Raw genomic sequence first — 17,158 nt, forward strand, 5'->3', positions numbered from 1 at the left:
CTACCTTAATCCTCTATGCAAATGAAAAAAGGATCAACCAGAAAGAACTGGTTGATCTCATAATACGAACGGGCAGGTTAGTTTAAAGTCATTCGATATGAACCTATCACAGGTAAGGATTTTTTTTGTGCGCATTTATCAATAAAGAACAAAGCTCGCTATCACTTCAGCGAGCTTTGTTCTTTATATGTCAAAACCAAGTCAGAGTAAAACCCTGTTCGAGGTCTGAGATTAGAGCAGGATGAACAGGCTACCATCCCAAGATTCTCCGGGTCAAGTTATCGAAAGAAGTAGCGCACTTAGACGCATTCTCATCCGCAGGTTAACAGCATTCTGGACTGTTTAAACAGATTTATTATACACGTCTGCAAAAACTTCCGCAAAGTCTCCGACCTTGACTTTACCAAGGTGGTAGTCGGTTGCACGGAGGCTGGCGTAGAACTCGTCGGCGTTCTCGCAGGCGCGGTTCATTTGGGCAAACCCGTTGGCAGTGTTCTCGTGGAAGCCGATTTTTTTCATATTCTCAGCAAGAGTTTCAACGGGGATTTGTTGGTATTTGGCTTCGATACCTTTCTCTGCAAGGGCGTTGAGCCAGTCGTTGCCTGTGGCCCAGTCACTAACTATGAACTTCGCGCTTTTACCCGCTGGGGTGTGAGAAATCATGGCGTAAACGACGTTTGCAATATCAACGGGGCTGACCCAGCCTTGTGGGATGTCAACAGAAATTGGGCTGAAAATAGTCTGCTGGGTTTTGAGGCTTTGCATGTCGGCAAAAAGATTGCTGTAAAAGCCGACAGGCCGGATGTGGACAACGTTCACGCTTTCAAGCGAGTTTAGCGCGTCTTCTGCAAAATGATAGCTGTAGAGAATGCCGGCGTTTGCGTTGTCGGCGCCGACTGAGCTGAGGTTGACGACATTTTTTACGCCTGATTTTAGCACAGCGGCCTTATAATTTTCAGCAAGATCAATAGCGATCTGCCACATGTCGGTGCCAGAGGCATAATTGATGCCCGAAATCATGAGGTAAACGACGTCACTACCTGCGAAGGCCTGCGCGAGGAATTCGACGTCGAGGTTTGATCCGATTGCTGGTTTGGCCCCAAGCGCTTCGATGTCGGCGATACGATCTTTGGAGCTTGTGATGACGGTGACATCGTGGCCGTCTGCGATTAGGGATGGCAGGTAGTTGCGGTTGATATTGCCGAGTGAGCCGAGAACTGTGATTTTCATTGTGTATTCTCCTTTTTTAATAATGTGATTTCGAGAAATGTATATCGCTTTTGAGACCGTTATCCCTTCCTCGATTGGCTATTCATTACAAGAGAGATTATACAACGACAAATTAACTAAGTAAACTAAATTAATAAAATTAGTTAATTTAATATTTTTATTCAATATTGTTTGTTGATACAGCTATTTTGATATAGTATGATTTGATGAGCATTAGAGGAGGCTTCAATCGTGAGAAAACCCGTGAGCGCAGATCAATATCTAAATAAAATCAAACCTGTAATTAGAAGAACCAGATTCAGCCAAATGAAAATTGACGATATCGCAAAACATATGGATATTAGTAAAGTGACGCTTTACAAGCACTTTTCATCCAAAGATGAAATCATTGAACAGGTTGTAGAGTATGGAATTCAGTATTTGCAGCAGGCTGACACCGTTGTATATGATGATTCCGTTTCATATATTGATCGATTTCAAAAAACGTTTCTGGAATCGTTAATAGGTGTTATTTATTTATCCGATTTGTTCCTGCAAGACCTCAAGGAGTTTTATCCACGACTTTTTGAAAAAATTTCCGTTGCTCAACAAAATAGAATTAAAAATTTACAATCATTTTTTCAATCCGGTATGGATAAGAAGATTTTTAACAGAATGCACGCTGCGCTGTCCTTAGTTCAAGATGATGCGACGCTTCGGCGCATTATGGAACCGACCTTTAGTATTCAATGGTATGATCTGACCTTGAAACAAGCCGTTATGGAGTTTTATAGAATGAAACAGTATCAAGTGATTAGTCCAGAATATCTGGATACTGTTGACGATTCAGTTATCGAAAAAGAAATCATTCGCATTTTACAAACCATTTCGTAAACGCGTTCGTTTCCTACGACTTGTTCTCATGATGCTATCGTCCCGTTATCGGAGTAATTGTTGTAAAATTTGTAGCTTATAACGCTAAAAGGCCATCCGGGTAGATGACCATTAAACTTAGCGGTTAGAGATAGCGCGGTGAACCGTATCACTGTAAATCATTATGCTAACGTAGAAACGATAATTGAATAAACGACGAAAATGAAGCTGCCTGTGTTGACCGGCAACTTCATTACATTAACGGGCAGGTCAGCTTAATGGCAAATCGTAAGTTGTACGCAAAAAATAAAGTTTTAGTCCGAGCTGCTATTGCTACACAGTGCCAATATTGCTTCTAAATCCAATTTGTTTACTTCCATATCGAAATGGCTCGCGTTAGAAAGAATGTAATCATTAAGGGTACTTCAATATCTGTTCCCTTGCAATCCGCCGGGCGTAATCCCAACACGTGTCAAGAAGCCATGAGACTCTTTTGTCACATGATTTCTTGGCATCTCCTTATCGATTACCAGTACCCGTCTGCGTGAACGAGCCAGCACCAAGGCAAGCGTTCAGTCCAGCAGGGCCACCGCCAACAATCGCAAGATCATATATTTCGGCCTCAGTCTCCGGTCATCTTCCTTCTACCTCCCTGATCAATATCACAATCTTCAAAAGCTATTGGCAAGCCAAGTTTGCACGGATTCGGCTTCAGGCTTCCAGCCAAGCAAGTTTCGAGTATGCACAGAGCGAATTCGGCAATTCGTCGCAAGTGTATATTGAGCCAGAAGGCCAAATTCACCAACCGCTTCTTCCAGAGACCAGCTCATCGTGCGTCCCTCATATCCAAGCGCCTCACTTACGTAACGGCTTAGATCACGGAACGATTCCTCGCCATTTTCTGCGAAAAAGTAAGAAGAGGATGGCGCTTTGTCTAGTGCAAGAAGATACAATTGGGCCAAGTCACGAATATGGACGTTCGACCATCTGTTCAGACCTTTGCCAATGTAGACTCCGGCCTTCATTTCTTTCGATTTCTGTACAATCATTGGAAGCTGAATGCTGTCTCTTGGAAGTCCGAGAGACGTTCCATACACCATGGAAGGTACGATGACAATGCCTCGTACTCCTTGATCGACCCCTGCTTTACGCACCAGCTCATTGACTCGAATCGATTCCAAGTCCCTTGTTACAGGTGTTTCTTCGTTATAGATTTGCTCGCTCTGGAATTCGCCCTTGGCATCATCCCCAACGTTGCCTGAACCGGATGTGTGAATCAACGGCTTTCCTGTACCGCGCAAAGCGCTAATAAACGTCTCAATAGCCTTGCGGTGAGCAACGTCAGCTGTATGAATCACTCCATCGCTCCGTTTTGCGTAATCAGCCAGTATTTCCGTATCTCCAAGTGTGCCCACGACAGGCTCCACTCCAAGCTCTTTCAGCTCGTTTATTTTGCTGGTGCTCCGGGTCAGACCATAGATAGAATGCCCTGCATCGAGCAATACTTTAGCCACAGAACTTCCGATATATCCGGTAACGCCTGTCATAAATATTTTCATCGTTTGTCATCTCCCTAATCTAAGTTCTTTTAAGTGATTCGATCTGTCACTGTGTCCTATACTCAAATTAATAATAAGATATTATAGATACTCAATGTCTGTAATTGAGCAAAAAAAGGTGCGTGATTCAGCTTGCATTCATACAAAGAATCAGCTCCTTTGATCGCATGGACACGAAGTGCATAGTCGAGTTAAGAATAATTCATTTGCGCTCCGATTATCGACTCATCGAGTCCATAATGACTTAGCTCATTTTAGAGCTACGGATCACGTATGTCAAGTACCTGGCTCGCCTAAAAACATAAACCATTGTCATCTTAAACTTGTTGCTCTTAGCATCCCGTATGAGACGGGTTGCATAGCAACGTATTCCACATGCTATAACTGCTAAGCGTACCAGAAGACTGGAAATATCTGGTCATAGACTCTGTCGAAATCAACTGGCAGTGGTTAAATAAATTGAAAATTTTAAAAACAATTATTCAAAGATATTCGCAATTTCTTTGTTAGCTTTATGTCTTTCTCGTGTCAAATGTTTTTTAACAACGAGCATCGTTCGTCCCGCAATTCTCTCAGCTCGGCCGATGAAGCTATCAACATTAGGATATCTTCTGCATATTATTTAAATAAATTCCTACTTTGGTTTCTTTTGTAAAGGATATTGGACTAACGGGAAACGTTAGTTTAATGGAAACAGCGACAGTCTAGGACTTTATTTTCTCGTCCTTAGTTGTCGCTGTTTCCATTTTCTAGGCTAAGTCTAATACTTTATCTTTTGCCGACAGTTATTTTATTAACATCAGTTCTCTTTTTGCTTCGCATAATATTCGGTGATCAGATCAAGGAACACCTTTGGAAACGCCAAGGTGGACATATCTGCCTCGCTGATCCAGCGGTACCCCGCCGGCAGCGCATTGTGCGCGTGCTCTGCCTGCTCAGCCAGTGCAATCAACGCACCTGGCTTCGCCGCGGTGCTGTAGCTGGCCCGCTGCTCGGCAGCCAGCGGCTGTTCGCCCGCCTTCCCGGCAGGGGCGGCGACCTCTTCACACTGGAACACACGCAGGTTCCAGTGAATGTGGCTGAACGTGTGCTCCGCCTCACGTACAAACCGCACCGGGCGCGCATGCACGCCCTCTGCCAACAAATGAGCCGCCAGGTGATCCATGGCTGGCTCATCCGGCACCGGGCCGTTGTAACCCTCCGGCCCGGCAAGCTCATGCGGCAGTTCCCACATGCGGGCCAACAGGCCCTTGGCCGGGCGTTGCCGTACAAGCAGGCGACCTGCGTTCGCGCCGCTGCCCTCAATGAGGGCGACGGAACGCGGCTCCAGACGCGGCGGCTTCGCTTTTGTTTTGACTGGCAGCGTCTCCTCGCGGCCTGCCAGCCTGCCCGAGCAATGCTCCATGACCGGACAGGTCAGGCAATGGGGCGACTTTGGCGTGCAGACTAGCGCTCCCAGCTCCATCAGCGCCTGATTAAAATCAGAGGCTCTCCCTTCGGGAATCAGCTCCCTGACCAGACTTTCCATATGCGACCGCGTGCTACCCTTCATAATATCCTCTTCAATGAGGAAATAACGTGACAGCACACGCATCACATTCCCGTCTACAGCAGGCTCTGGTCGATTAAAGGCAATGCTCATAATGGCCCCCGTCGTATATGGACCTACACCTTTCAGTGCCGCAACAGCCTGCGTATCATCCGGCACCTGCCCACCGTGAAGCTCAACTACCTGTTTCGCTGCCGTTTGCAAATTCCGGGCCCGTGAATAATACCCCAGCCCTTCCCATAGCTTGAGCACATCCTCCTCGGGCGCTTCCGCCAGCGCTTCAATCGTCGGAAAACGTGCAATAAAGCGATTGAAATACGGAATGACCGTATCGACACGTGTCTGTTGAAGCATAATTTCCGAAATCCAGATATAAAAAGGATTGCGATGGCGGCGCCACGGCAAGTCGCGTTTGTTACGTGTATACCAATTCAACAGTTCAAAGCTAAAATAACGCTTTTGTTCCAATGTATTTGTAGTCATCCCATCACGTCTCCTTATATTCGACAATCACAAAAGCAGAGGCAATGTTAGGCTGATGTGTAATACTCAAGTGAATGCTGTAATTCGAGTCACCCGTATTCGGCAATCTCAGTCGATCCCACGCAGACGAAGACAAATAAACTACGGGCTTCCCCCCAGGTTCAGGTAGAATATCCATATCACTGAACCCGATGATTTGTCCAATTCCACAGCCGAAGGCTTTCGTTACCGCTTCCTTGGCGGCAAAGCGCCCTGCTACGAACTCCGCTAGCCTTCCCTTACGTTCCACTGCAAGCTCGCGTTCTGCCGGGGTCAGCACCCGATTCAAAAATGCATCTGCATATTTACCTGCCAAAATATGAGCCATACGGCTTATTTCCAGTACATCATGTCCAATTCCGTAGATCATTTGGGTATTCCCCGCCCTTTTTTTACTTTACTGGATCTATTGTAACAGTGCGTCCACACCCTGGCGAGTCGCAAAGGCGTAAAAGCGTCACCAAAATATGTTAAAATGAGAGAGGCAATCAGTGAATGCTTGAAATTCGCGGATATGCCGGTTTAAAAACTCCCGTAGAAAGGAAGGATAGGATGTCAGAAACGATTGTGGTTGAAGCAGGTACCGATGCAGGAACAGATGCGGTGATCCGTGCCTCCTGGTTTCCCGCTAAAAATACGGCCAAAAGCCTGCTCATCATCGCTCATGGCTACAAAGGATTTAAGGATTGGGGTATGTTCCCCTTTATAGCAGAAGCATTGAGTATGGATAACCATGTGGTAACCTTCAACTTTTCACATAATGGCATAGGTGAGGATCTGGAGAATTTTACCGAGCTGGAAAAGTTCGCACGCAACACCTATAGCCGCGAACAAGAGGATTTGGTACTATTACTGTCCAATCTGAGAGCACGCCACGAATTCAGAGAATTGCCGTTGTTTCTGTTAGGACATAGCCGAGGTGCGGGAAGCTGCTTTGTATATGCTCTAGATCATCCCGGCGAGATTGCTGGCGTCATTTCATGGAATGGCGTAACGGATCTTGATCTGTTTACTTTACCGCAAAAAGAAGAAATGCGTGCCAAGGGACGCAGCTATGTGCAGAACGCCAGAACCGGGCAACAGCTTCCGCTGGATGCTGTCATTCTGGACGACCTGGAGCACAATCGCGAGCGTTTTGCCATTGTAGACAGACTTGCCAACAGCCAGCTCCCAGTTGTGCTTATCCAGGGAACCGAAGACTCCAAACGTCTACGGGAAGGCTCTGCCCAACTCACCTCCGTTCGTCCCGATATCGAGTGGGTACAAATTCAAGGCGGCAATCATACTTTTAACACGGTTCACCCATTCCAGGGAGGCAGTCTTCAACTGGATCAGGCGATTACCGAAACCCGCCGCTTCATTGACTGGATCACCAATTAGGCAATAGCCCCTTCAATACAAACGGCGATCCGCCAGGCGGATCGCCGCATTTATTTAGTTTAGCATTTTACAATTCCAAAATGATTCATGCTTACACTCCTGGAATGCTTGTCCGCTTATGTGCTGTACGTGTAAAATAGCTTTCCAGCTTTTCGCGGTCCGCCGGATCAATTTCCTTGCCTTCCAGGTAGTCGCTGTTTGCTTCGTAGGAGATTCCCAGTTCCTTTTCATCCGTCTGGCCTTCCCATAATCCTGCTGTAGGCGCTTTGTCCAAAATAGCCTGTGGAACTCCAAGATAGCTGGCTAACAAACGTACCTGACGTTTGTTGAGCGTACTGAGCGGTGTAATATCGACCGCACCATCGCCCCATTTGGTATAAAAGCCTGTAATGGCTTCTGAAGCATGATCTGTACCCACGACGAGCAGGTTCAGTTCATTCGCGAGTGCGTACTGAACCACCATACGTGTTCTTGCCTTTACATTCCCTCTCACTTGCGGAGTGATGGAACGTTCCAGACCCATATCCTTTAATGCATGCTCCACTTCCACGGCAACCTCATCCACGGCTTCCTTAATGTTCGTTTCCCCAGCATATTTCAAATTGAACGCTTTAGCCACTGCGTAGCTATGATCAATATCTTCCTGTTGACCATATGGCTGGAATACACCTAGCGTTTTGTATTCTTGCCCTTGCTCCTGCGTCAACTCATCTGTAGCCTGCTTGCACAAGGCGGCAGCTACGGCACTGTCAATCCCGCCACTAATGGCGATCAACAGCCCTGTGCTTCCTGTTTTTGTTACGTACGACTTGAGGAAATCCACACGCTTGCGGACCTCCGCCTCTACGTTGATCGTAGGCTGTACTCCCAATTCAGCAATAATCTGTTCCTGCAAACTCATCAGATAAGCACCTCTTTTTTAGGAATTTCCTTCACAAGCCAACACGCAAAAGCCCCGGCAAGTTTCGCAGGCGAAAAATGCGGGGGCATAGCTTGAGCAGTCTTACCGGCAAAAACGGTCAAATGCACCGGTCAAATCAGCAGCAATCTGATCTGCCGAACGATCTTCGATCTGATGTCGCTCGATGAAGTGAACCAGTTCGCCGTCTTTCAGCAGCGCGATCGAAGGGGAAGATGGCGGATACGGTGCGAAAAATTCGCGAGCCTTCGCCGTTGCTTCCTTATCCTGTCCCGCAAAAACCGTATACAGATGATCCGGCGTAATATCATGCTTCAGCGCTTCAGCTATACCCGGGCGGCATTGGCCTGCGGCACAACCGCATACCGAGTTCACAACCACCAGCACTGTACCTTTAGCATCAGGCAGCTTGGCCTCCACATCTTCAGAAGTACGCAATTCCTGAATCCCAAGATTCGTCAGTTCATCGCGCATAGGCTGAACTGAATCTCTCATATATTGATCGAAAGACATAGACATATTCTTTCACTCCTTTTCATTAAATCATGTATACTACGTTTCTAATTTCATCCTGTGCCGTAGTAAAGGCATGGACATCTAAAGCCCATTATACAATCTTTTTCACGTAATTTGCAAAAAATCCGGTTACATCTTTGCACAATTATTTCTGTATCGAATTTATGACAGGAGGCTCAGAATGCTCCCGATAAGTCGGAATGGTTCTGCGCAGACGGACTTTAAACTGTGTGCCCATTCCCTCCACCGAATCTACGGCAATCGTACCGTGATGACGCTCTACTATACTTTGACATAAGGCCAGACCCAAACCTGTACCTTTCGTTTTGGTTGTATAAAAAGGCTGGAACAGCTTTTCAAGCTGTTTTGGTGGAATTCCCAGACCTGTATCCCTCACTTCCAGTTCGACAAAATCCCCTTCCTCATGAGTAGAAATGGTCAGCACGCCCTTTTCCCCCATAGCTTCCATCGCATTACGCGATAAATTAAGCAGCAATTGCTTGATCTCCTTAGGGTTCAGATGCAGCATCGTTACATGATCCTCCAGCTTTAACTCGATCGTCTGTCCCCTCAGGTTCGCATCTGCCCACAATAGAGGTGTTAGTTCACGAATGATGTCATGCAGATGACACTGCTCCTTCTCGACAATCCGATTCTGGGCCAGGGAAAGAAAATCATTAATAATCCCATTCGCCCGATCCAGCTCCTCCATTACGATGCGGTAGTAATGGCCTAGAGAATCAGGGCTTTTCTCGCGCATAAGCTGTAAAAACCCGCGCACAACCGCCATCGGATTACGTATTTCATGAGTAATGCCCGCGGCCATCTGCCCGACCAGACTGAGCCTCTCAAAATTGCCCAGCTCACTGCGGAGCGTCTCCAGCTCTGTAATGTCCTGCAAGGCGATAATGACGCCTGTGGTTTGATTCATATGTTTATCCCGAAAAGGGAGGAAACTTGAAAAGAATACTTTGGGAGATACATTTATAAAATCAGCGCCTGCTTCTCCTTCCAATGCTTTCGCAACTCGTTCGTTAACTACAGGCGAAGCGCTAAAACCGTACAACGTGTTTAAGGGACGGCCTACGACCTCAGGCAGCGTAATAAAGGGATCGAAGTCCCGGTAGAGCTCCAGCATCGTTTTGTTCATATGTATAACTCGTTCTTCGCTGTCCAAAGTAACAAGAGATAACGGCATCAAATCCATGACTTGACGCAGCTTATCCACTTCGATTAAATATTTGCTCGTAAACTCAGTTACATCTCGCCGCAGCGTCAGTTTCTCAAAGGAATTATGCATCAGACTTACGACCGCAAAACTTGCCAACACACCTACAGCAACATTCCAAAACGTTGTAAGCAGATCAGGAATGTATACTGAAATGTTCTGTTTGCCCCACAATAGCGGTAATAAAGCCTTAAGCAGCATATCAGCCACCACATATGTGAAAATTACGAGCTTTTTGTCCAACAATGTTCCTCTTTGAAAAAACTTGACATGCAGTAGCATAAAAGGAAAAAGGATAAAAGCAGTGCCCACATACATTGGGGACATTTCTATCGACTGCGCTATAATTAGGACACCCGTCAATGCAGAAGCAGCGAGTACAAAGGAAGTGCGACGTGTACCGTACATGACGCCCACAGTAAGGGGAATAATACCGAGATTGGAAGGTAGGCCATATGGAGGCTGGTATTGAAAGAGCGAACATAGCAATATGGCTGGCAAGCAACACAAATAAAGTATGCCTTGATGAGGTCCGGGAAGCAGATGGCCTGCCCAAACCTTTTTCTTGTCTCCATAATCCGTTAATATAGAGAAAAAACCCGCCGATATAACGGCAAGGAGAACTTGGAGCACACTTTCCTTTAACGCAATTAACAAGGACTTCTCCCCCTCATCATCTTTCCTTGACGCCGTTAGTTGAATTAAAGCACAGGCTACAATATATTACAATATATGTGTTAAAATCCCGGTGTAGAACGACAAATTCTGCTAAATACCGGATATATATAAGAGGATCGTTTTTACGTTTTTTTACTTACTCCTATAAAATAGAAGATATACACAGCTACTGTGCTCAGAGTCTATCTAAAGAGACGGGATTACGATATGATGGAAAATTTGTTACGCGATTCTGAATTTTTTGAAAATTTGTCGACGAAAAGGAAGAGGCTTATGACTTACGACGTAATTGTGATCGGAGGCGGCTCAGCCGGCTTAATGGCCGCGGCGGCTGCTAGTGGCGAGGGCGCCAAGGTGCTTTTAGTGGAAAAGGGAAATAAACTCGGACGAAAGCTGGGGATCTCCGGCGGAGGTCGCTGCAATGTCACGAATGCAAAAGAGCTGGATGAACTCATTCGCCACATTCCCGGCAATGGCCGTTTTCTGCACAGTGCCCTGGCTGCTTTCGGCAATCGGGATATCATCGCCTTCTTTGAACAACTAGGTATAGCCTTAAAGGAAGAAGACAACGGGCGCATGTTCCCAGTGACGGACAAAGCCAAAACGGTCGTCGACGCTTTGATTAATAAGGTACGCTCTCAAGGAGTCGAAATTCGGACAAGCTGTCCTGTTCAAGAAGTGATTTACAAAGAAGGTCATACGGCTGGCGTGCGGCTGCGTTCCGGTGAAATGCTGCGTAGCCGTAACGTCATAGTCGCTGTCGGTGGCAAGTCCGTCCCTCATACAGGCTCGGAAGGTGACGGCTATGCATGGGCAGAGCAAGCAGGGCATACCATTACGGAACTATATCCAACAGAGGTACCGCTAACGTCAGGCGAGACATTCATCCAGACAAAAGAGCTTCAGGGACTCTCCTTACGAAACATCAGCCTAACCGTATGGAATGCGAAACAAAAGAAGGTTGTCGTTCATGAAGGAGATATGATTTTCACACATTTTGGTTTGTCTGGTCCAACTGCTTTGCGTTGCAGTCAGTTTGTCGTCAAGGGAATGAAAAAGGATAAGGTAAACACGGTGTTATTAACTCTCGATTTACAGCCTCATAAACATGCTGATGAAGTCTACCGTGAGACGCTGGAACTGGCATCGGTCGATGCAAAAAAGGCGATCAAAAACGTACTTAAGTCTTATTTACCGGAACGCATGATTCCGTTACTGCTTCAGCAAGCTGAACTGCGTGAAGATTTGACCTATGATCATATTCCCAAGCAGCAATGGCAAGAACTCGCCCAGCGAATCAAGGCGTTTCCCATTCGTGTGAATGGTACGCTCTCGCTGAAAGAAGCATTTGTTACCGGGGGCGGTGTGAACTTGAAGGAAATTAATCCGAAAACAATGGAATCCAAGCTGATGCCTGGATTGTTTTTCTGCGGTGAGATTCTGGATATTCACGGCTACACTGGAGGCTATAATATTACGGCTGCGTTTACGACAGGGCATACAGCAGGGACGCAAGCGGCTTTAAACGAGATGCTGTAGGAGTGGGAGGCACTAGCGTAGGCATTGATCTTATGATCGCTGGCCCTTCTCAAGATTCAAATCCTCCGCTGCGCTGCATACCACCACTGCATCCTCGTTTTTTAGGGGAGATAGGAAAAGGAAATTAAAAAGACTTAAATCAGTTGTATCACTGGTTTAAGTCTTTTTTTGATTAATCGCGTAAAGAATACGCTCTATCTTGTTTTGACGTTTACCGCTATGCCTATACCTCAATAATGATAGGTAAAATCATAGGTCTTCTCTTGGTCTGGCTGTAAATAAACTGACCCACATTATCTTTTAACATCTGCTTAATCAGGCCCCACTGACTCATTTCGATTTCTGTTAACTCGTTCACTGTGGTCATAATCGTGTCGCGAATCTGATTCATCAACTCTTCGGAATCCTTAACATATACAAAACCTCTGGATATAACCTCTGGCGCAGCGAGCATTTGCTTCTCGTTTTTGCTCAGAGTCATCACAATAATCAGCATACCGTCTGAGGAAAGTTTTTTACGGTCCCGCAGTACAATATTACCTACATCACCAGTTACCAGCCCGTCTACCAGGCTATTGCCGGATGGTACTTTGGGCCCCAGGGATGCCCTTCCCTCTGCGATTTGAATCGTCTCACCGTTTTGGACGATAAATACATTCTCCATCGGAATCCCTACTGACTCTGCTAGCTGACGATGCTGATGCAGCATTCTGAATTCACCATGTATAGGAATCAAATACTGGGGTTTCATTAGGGTCATCATTAATTTTAACTCTTCTTGGCTGCCATGACCGGATACGTGCATCCCCGTGGCGCTGCCCGATCCATAAATCACGTTGGCGCCCAGTACGTACAGGTTATCGATGACTTGGGAAAGATTTCGTTCATTCCCGGGTATAGCTCCTGCAGCGATGATCACAGTATCACCAGGCAAAATTTCGATTTTGGGATGCAGAGAATTGGCAAGTCGGGACAGTGCAGCCATCGGTTCCCCCTGACTTCCTGTACATAATACTGCAATTTCTTCTGCAGGATACCGCTCCGTTTCTCCAGCCTCAATTAACAAGTCCTCCGGCATGTGCAAGAATCCCAACTCCTTAGCCACGGACACCACATTGATCATACTGCGCCCCAGTAAAACAAGTTTTCTGCCTGTCTCCACAGCCGCATCAATGACCTGTTGGACACGGTTAACATTGGAAGCAAATGTAGAAATGAAAACTTGCTGTTTGGCTCTGGCGAAAGCGTCCAAAATATGCCCGCCAACCAAACGCTCCGAAGGAGTAAAGCCTGGTCTTTCGGCATTTGTACTTTCGGAAAGAAGCACTTTAACTCCTTGTTTTCCAATCTCAGCCATGCGATGAAGGTCAGGGAAAGGTCCGCTGACAGGAGACATGTCGAATTTAAAATCCCCGGTATGAACCACATTTCCTTCTGGTGTCTTGAAAAAGACGCCCAAGCAATCAGGGATGCTGTGTACAGTGGTGAAAAAGGATGCCTGAATCGAACCCGCCTGAATCGTTGAATCCGCATCTATAAGATGAAGCTCAGCATCACGTAAAAGGTTATGTTCCTTTAGCTTAATTTTAATCAATTCGATAGTGAGTTTTGTGCCATATACGGGGATATTAATCTGCTTCAGTAAATAAGGAATGCCCCCGATGTGATCCTCATGGCCATGCGTTACAATGAGCGCTCTGACTTTATCCTGATTCTCCTGTAGATAGGTGACATCTGGTACAATGAGGTCAATACCAGGCAAATTTTCATTAGGAAACTTGGAACCACAATCAATGACGACAATATCCTGATCATATTGGATAAGGTACATATTTTTACCAATCTCATTAACACCGCCTAAAGCAGCAATGAGTAATCTGTTATCAGCAAGCATCAAGTTTATTTCCTCCTTAGGAAAATGCTATCCATATTATTTATTTTCCACGTAAACTTATACACCCTATTGGGAAAGAAATGAGTAGCCTTCCTACATAAGAGAGGACTTGTTTCACCAACACAAAAAGAAACCCTTGTCTCTAACAGACAGGGGCCCTCACTTGATTGATTAGATACCCACCGCAGCCGATATAGCAGCAAAAATAGCAGCAATCAGCCATAGGATCGGGAATAGTTTGAAGATTACCTTCAGCCACTGTCCAAAGCTGATCCGGGCAATGGCCAATCCTGCCAGCAACACTCCGCCTGTGGGTGAAATGAGATTGGTTAACCCGTTACCAAATTGGTACGCTGTGACTACAGCTTCACGATTGATGCCTACAAGATCGCCAAGCGGTGCAAGTACAGGCATGGTTAGTGCAGCTTCCCCTGAAGAAGAGGGAACGAGGAAAGTAATGATATTATGCGCAAGCAGCATAATAGTCGTGAATAAATAACTTGGCAATCCTTCCAGGACGCTTGCAAGTGCATTCAATACGGTATCTATAATCATCCCCTGTTCTGCGATAATCAGAATTCCGCGGGCGAGGCCTATGATCACCGCGGCGTAGATAAATTCACCGCATCCTTTTACAAAATTCTCAGCTATTTCCTTCTGACTCATTTTGGTGACAACCCCAACAAAAATACCAAGGGCAAAGAAAAGGGCGCCGATCTCCGTCATATACCAGCCTTTGACCAAAATCCCCCAAACAATTGCTCCAAGCGTTACAATAAATCCACCTATAATTAATTTGTCCCGAAATGTGAAGACGACGTCCTCATCTGTGCTTTCCTTTATAAATTGCTCGCGGTTTATAATATCACTCTGAAACACGATGGATTTCTCTGGATTTCGCTTAACCCGGTGCGCATACCACATCGTAAAAGCAATAGAAATCGCCGTAAATACAAGCCATTCGATAAATCTCAGCCAGAGCTGAGGATTCCCCTCCACTCCTGCGATTCCCTGGGCAATCAACACCGAAAATGGATTGACCGTCGAACCAACATAGCCAATTTGCGTTCCCAGAAATAAAATAAGAATCGCTGTCATAGAGTCAAAACCCAAGGCAAACATTAACGGAATGAAAATCGCATAAAGTGGGATAATTTCTTCACTCATCCCAAAAGTAGAACCTCCGAGACTGAAGATCACCATAGCAATGGGAATAAGCAAAATCCCCTTATTCTTTAGCCGCCTGGCAAGAGCTGTCAGCGCACGATCAATGGCGCCTGTCTGCAGAATAATACCGAAGGAGCCACCTACGATAAGAACAAAAGAGACGACATCGGCGGCATTGATAATCCCCTCAATCGGAGCGCTAAGGATCTGAGGGATGCCCTGTCTCAAATCACCGTTCTCCCCCGTTTTGGGTACAGAGTGATAGGTTCCTGAAACGATTGCCGTTTTGGTCACACCGTTCACTGTCACTTCATGACGCTCAAATTGACCACTGGGTACAATCCATGTCAACGCGGCGACTGTAATAATAATCAAAAATATTAAGGTATAGCTATGGGGCAAGGATAATTTCCATTTCTTATTCGTGATGTTCATGTTTATCCCTCATTCCAAGAATGGTTATACGTAACCTTCCCTCCCATAATGGTCAATATCACTTGGGCATCCCTGATGTCATCAGCGGATGCATTAAGGAGGTCGCGGTCAAAAACGGCGATGTCAGCATATTTTCCAGCCTCCAGCGTACCTGTCACCTCTTCCATATAACAATGTTTGGCTCCATTAATTGTCCATGCCTTTAAAACTTCGGATGGCGGCATTCCTTGGTCAGGATACCAGCCTCCAGCAGGCGAGCCATCCGGGAATAATCGGTGAGAGGCTGCATACAGCGAATCGGGGACACTGGTGATAAATAAAGGCAAATCAGTACCTATGGTGATCGGCACGTTAGCTTCCAGCATGGACTTATAATTATAAAAGCGGTTTTCATTCTGTTTGCCTGCCACTGCAGACATATAAGCCTCTTCGTAAGAAGGATTGAGCAGCAGAATCTGGGCATAGACCTCGGCAAAAATTTCGTTCTCTCCCATTCTGGTCAGATCATCTGGATGAGGATACTCCAGATCACTGATCGAATGTCTGATAAGGTGATTGCCCTGCTGCAAGCGGCATTTTTCAATCATGGATACGGCTTGGCGAATTGCTGCATCGCCTTCTGCCGTTAGGCAGCATTTGATCCCCTGGCTGTCCGCTTCCAGAACAGAGGCTTCAATCTTCTCATAATCAACTGTCCTCAAATTCGTGACCCCAGGCATATCTGCGTAAGGCTCCAACATGTCCCCTGTATGATCTGCTACAACGCCGTCAAGCATCAGCTTGTAACCTTGGAAACGAATAAGGTCTCCATTGTAAAGTGCTTTATATTTGATACCAATGTTTATATCAAACGGTTCAACAACTGGTTCCAGCGAGAAATGAAATCTGAGTGGCAATTCACCTTTTTCCTTCAACTCATCTAGAATGGGAAGCAGCTCACTATGTCGGTCAAAGCCGATATCTTTTATAGAAGTAACTCCTCGTGCAGCCAACATACGGCAAAATTCCATAAACTCTTGTTGGACAAGGCTACGGTCCTGCATCATAACTTGGAGCAGTAAAGCTCGTGCTTCGGCACTGCATTGATCCGGCGAAAACTGATATCTCTCCTCAGCCAATCGGTTCATCCAGCAGTAGCTTTTATTTCGGTTGATAGCGATGACCGCCCGATCGGGAAACAATCCATCCAGCAAGCTTGACTCAGGCAGCTTCCCCCATCTGTCCTCGTTCCAACCGTAAGCGGTTACATCTTTTCCTGGCGGAAGGTTGTTTGCCTCTTGTAGCAAGAGTTCCATTGCTTCTTCACTGGAGGCCGTATGCGCCAGATCCACGCCCCGATGCATTGACATGTATCCGGTAAAAAATACATGGTTGTCATGGATTCCCGGCATGATAAAGGCATCGCCCAGATTATAGACAACCGTTTCCGCACCTATCCAGGCTTGTGCCTCTTCCGGACGCCCCACCGCTGCAATACGTTCTCCTCGGACTGCAACAAACCCGGGCGAAGCTTCATTTTCCAATCCATTAAAAATAGCATGGGAGAGTAAAACTTTGTCTGCTAATGCATCTTTCTTCCCTTGCACAGTTTCACCACCTCACGATTGATTCACCTAACAATATGACGTAATATAACGTTATGTTAATGCTTCTGCTTCTCCCTATTGGATGGAAGCAGAAGCCACACTTA

Annotated in this window: 13 protein-coding genes and 1 pseudogene; 3 read left to right on the forward strand and 11 right to left on the reverse strand. The window is 46.1% G+C overall.

Annotated features, from left to right (window positions below):
- Nucleotides 1-342: 342 nt before the first annotated feature.
- Nucleotides 343-1,230 (reverse strand): NmrA family NAD(P)-binding protein, encoded by an 888-nt coding sequence (locus tag HFD99_RS20945; RefSeq protein ID WP_025364014.1) that lies wholly within the window; start codon nt 1,228-1,230, stop codon nt 343-345.
- 231 nt (nt 1,231-1,461) lie between these two features.
- On the opposite strand from HFD99_RS20945, the gene HFD99_RS20950 reads away from it, so the two are divergent.
- Nucleotides 1,462-2,103, forward strand: a complete 642-nt coding sequence (locus HFD99_RS20950) for a TetR/AcrR family transcriptional regulator (RefSeq protein WP_025364013.1) — start codon at nt 1,462-1,464, stop codon at nt 2,101-2,103.
- A gap of 396 nt (nt 2,104-2,499) precedes the next feature.
- Here HFD99_RS20950 and HFD99_RS25800 read toward each other — a convergent pair.
- The 4 genes and pseudogenes from HFD99_RS25800 to acpS all read right to left on the reverse strand — a co-directional run.
- A pseudogene (locus HFD99_RS25800) lies at nt 2,500-2,697 on the reverse strand (FAD-dependent oxidoreductase); the annotation flags it as partial.
- A gap of 56 nt (nt 2,698-2,753) precedes the next feature.
- Complete coding sequence (locus tag HFD99_RS20955; RefSeq protein WP_025364012.1) at nt 2,754-3,641, reverse strand: NAD-dependent epimerase/dehydratase family protein; 888 nt, start codon at nt 3,639-3,641, stop codon at nt 2,754-2,756.
- Nucleotides 3,642-4,440: 799 nt separating this feature from the next.
- Entirely contained in the window at nt 4,441-5,673 is a 1,233-nt protein-coding gene (gene mutY / locus HFD99_RS20960; RefSeq protein WP_025364011.1) for an A/G-specific adenine glycosylase, read from the reverse strand.
- Between the two features lie 4 nt (nt 5,674-5,677).
- The gene (gene acpS, locus HFD99_RS20965; RefSeq protein ID WP_016819345.1) at nt 5,678-6,082 is read right to left on the reverse strand and encodes a holo-ACP synthase; all 405 of its coding nucleotides are present in this window, start codon (nt 6,080-6,082) and stop codon (nt 5,678-5,680) included.
- 182 nt (nt 6,083-6,264) lie between these two features.
- Between acpS and HFD99_RS20970 the strand changes: the two genes are divergently transcribed.
- Complete coding sequence (locus HFD99_RS20970; protein ID WP_016819346.1) at nt 6,265-7,092, forward strand: alpha/beta hydrolase family protein; 828 nt, start codon at nt 6,265-6,267, stop codon at nt 7,090-7,092.
- 91 nt (nt 7,093-7,183) lie between these two features.
- On the opposite strand, the gene nadE is transcribed toward HFD99_RS20970, so the two are convergent.
- From nadE to HFD99_RS20985, 3 genes are all read right to left on the reverse strand, one after another.
- Entirely contained in the window at nt 7,184-7,993 is an 810-nt protein-coding gene (gene nadE, locus HFD99_RS20975; RefSeq protein WP_025364010.1) for an ammonia-dependent NAD(+) synthetase, read from the reverse strand.
- 102 nt (nt 7,994-8,095) lie between these two features.
- The gene (locus HFD99_RS20980; RefSeq protein WP_016819348.1) at nt 8,096-8,530 is read right to left on the reverse strand and encodes a BrxA/BrxB family bacilliredoxin; all 435 of its coding nucleotides are present in this window, start codon (nt 8,528-8,530) and stop codon (nt 8,096-8,098) included.
- 142 nt (nt 8,531-8,672) lie between these two features.
- Nucleotides 8,673-10,412 (reverse strand): two-component system sensor histidine kinase NtrB, encoded by a 1,740-nt coding sequence (locus tag HFD99_RS20985; protein WP_167440994.1) that lies wholly within the window; start codon nt 10,410-10,412, stop codon nt 8,673-8,675.
- A 294-nt stretch (nt 10,413-10,706) separates the two neighbouring features.
- Between HFD99_RS20985 and HFD99_RS20990 the strand changes: the two genes are divergently transcribed.
- Nucleotides 10,707-11,972 (forward strand): NAD(P)/FAD-dependent oxidoreductase, encoded by a 1,266-nt coding sequence (locus HFD99_RS20990; protein ID WP_025364008.1) that lies wholly within the window; start codon nt 10,707-10,709, stop codon nt 11,970-11,972.
- A 223-nt stretch (nt 11,973-12,195) separates the two neighbouring features.
- Here HFD99_RS20990 and HFD99_RS20995 read toward each other — a convergent pair whose 3' ends face one another.
- The 3 genes from HFD99_RS20995 to HFD99_RS21005 all read right to left on the reverse strand — a co-directional run bounded on the left by HFD99_RS20995 (nt 12,196) and on the right by HFD99_RS21005 (nt 17,054).
- Complete coding sequence (locus HFD99_RS20995; protein ID WP_016819351.1) at nt 12,196-13,866, reverse strand: ribonuclease J; 1,671 nt, start codon at nt 13,864-13,866, stop codon at nt 12,196-12,198.
- Between the two features lie 171 nt (nt 13,867-14,037).
- Nucleotides 14,038-15,468, reverse strand: a complete 1,431-nt coding sequence (locus HFD99_RS21000; protein WP_017428446.1) for a YfcC family protein — start codon at nt 15,466-15,468, stop codon at nt 14,038-14,040.
- Between the two features lie 2 nt (nt 15,469-15,470).
- Nucleotides 15,471-17,054 carry an amidohydrolase gene (locus HFD99_RS21005; RefSeq protein ID WP_123796786.1) on the reverse strand — a complete coding sequence of 528 codons (1,584 nt, stop codon included), beginning with the start codon at nt 17,052-17,054 and terminating at the stop codon, nt 15,471-15,473.
- Nucleotides 17,055-17,158 lie beyond the last annotated feature (104 nt).

It is taken from the genome of Paenibacillus sp. EKM301P, assembly GCF_011800295.1.
Taxonomy (GTDB): domain Bacteria; phylum Bacillota; class Bacilli; order Paenibacillales; family Paenibacillaceae; genus Paenibacillus; species Paenibacillus polymyxa.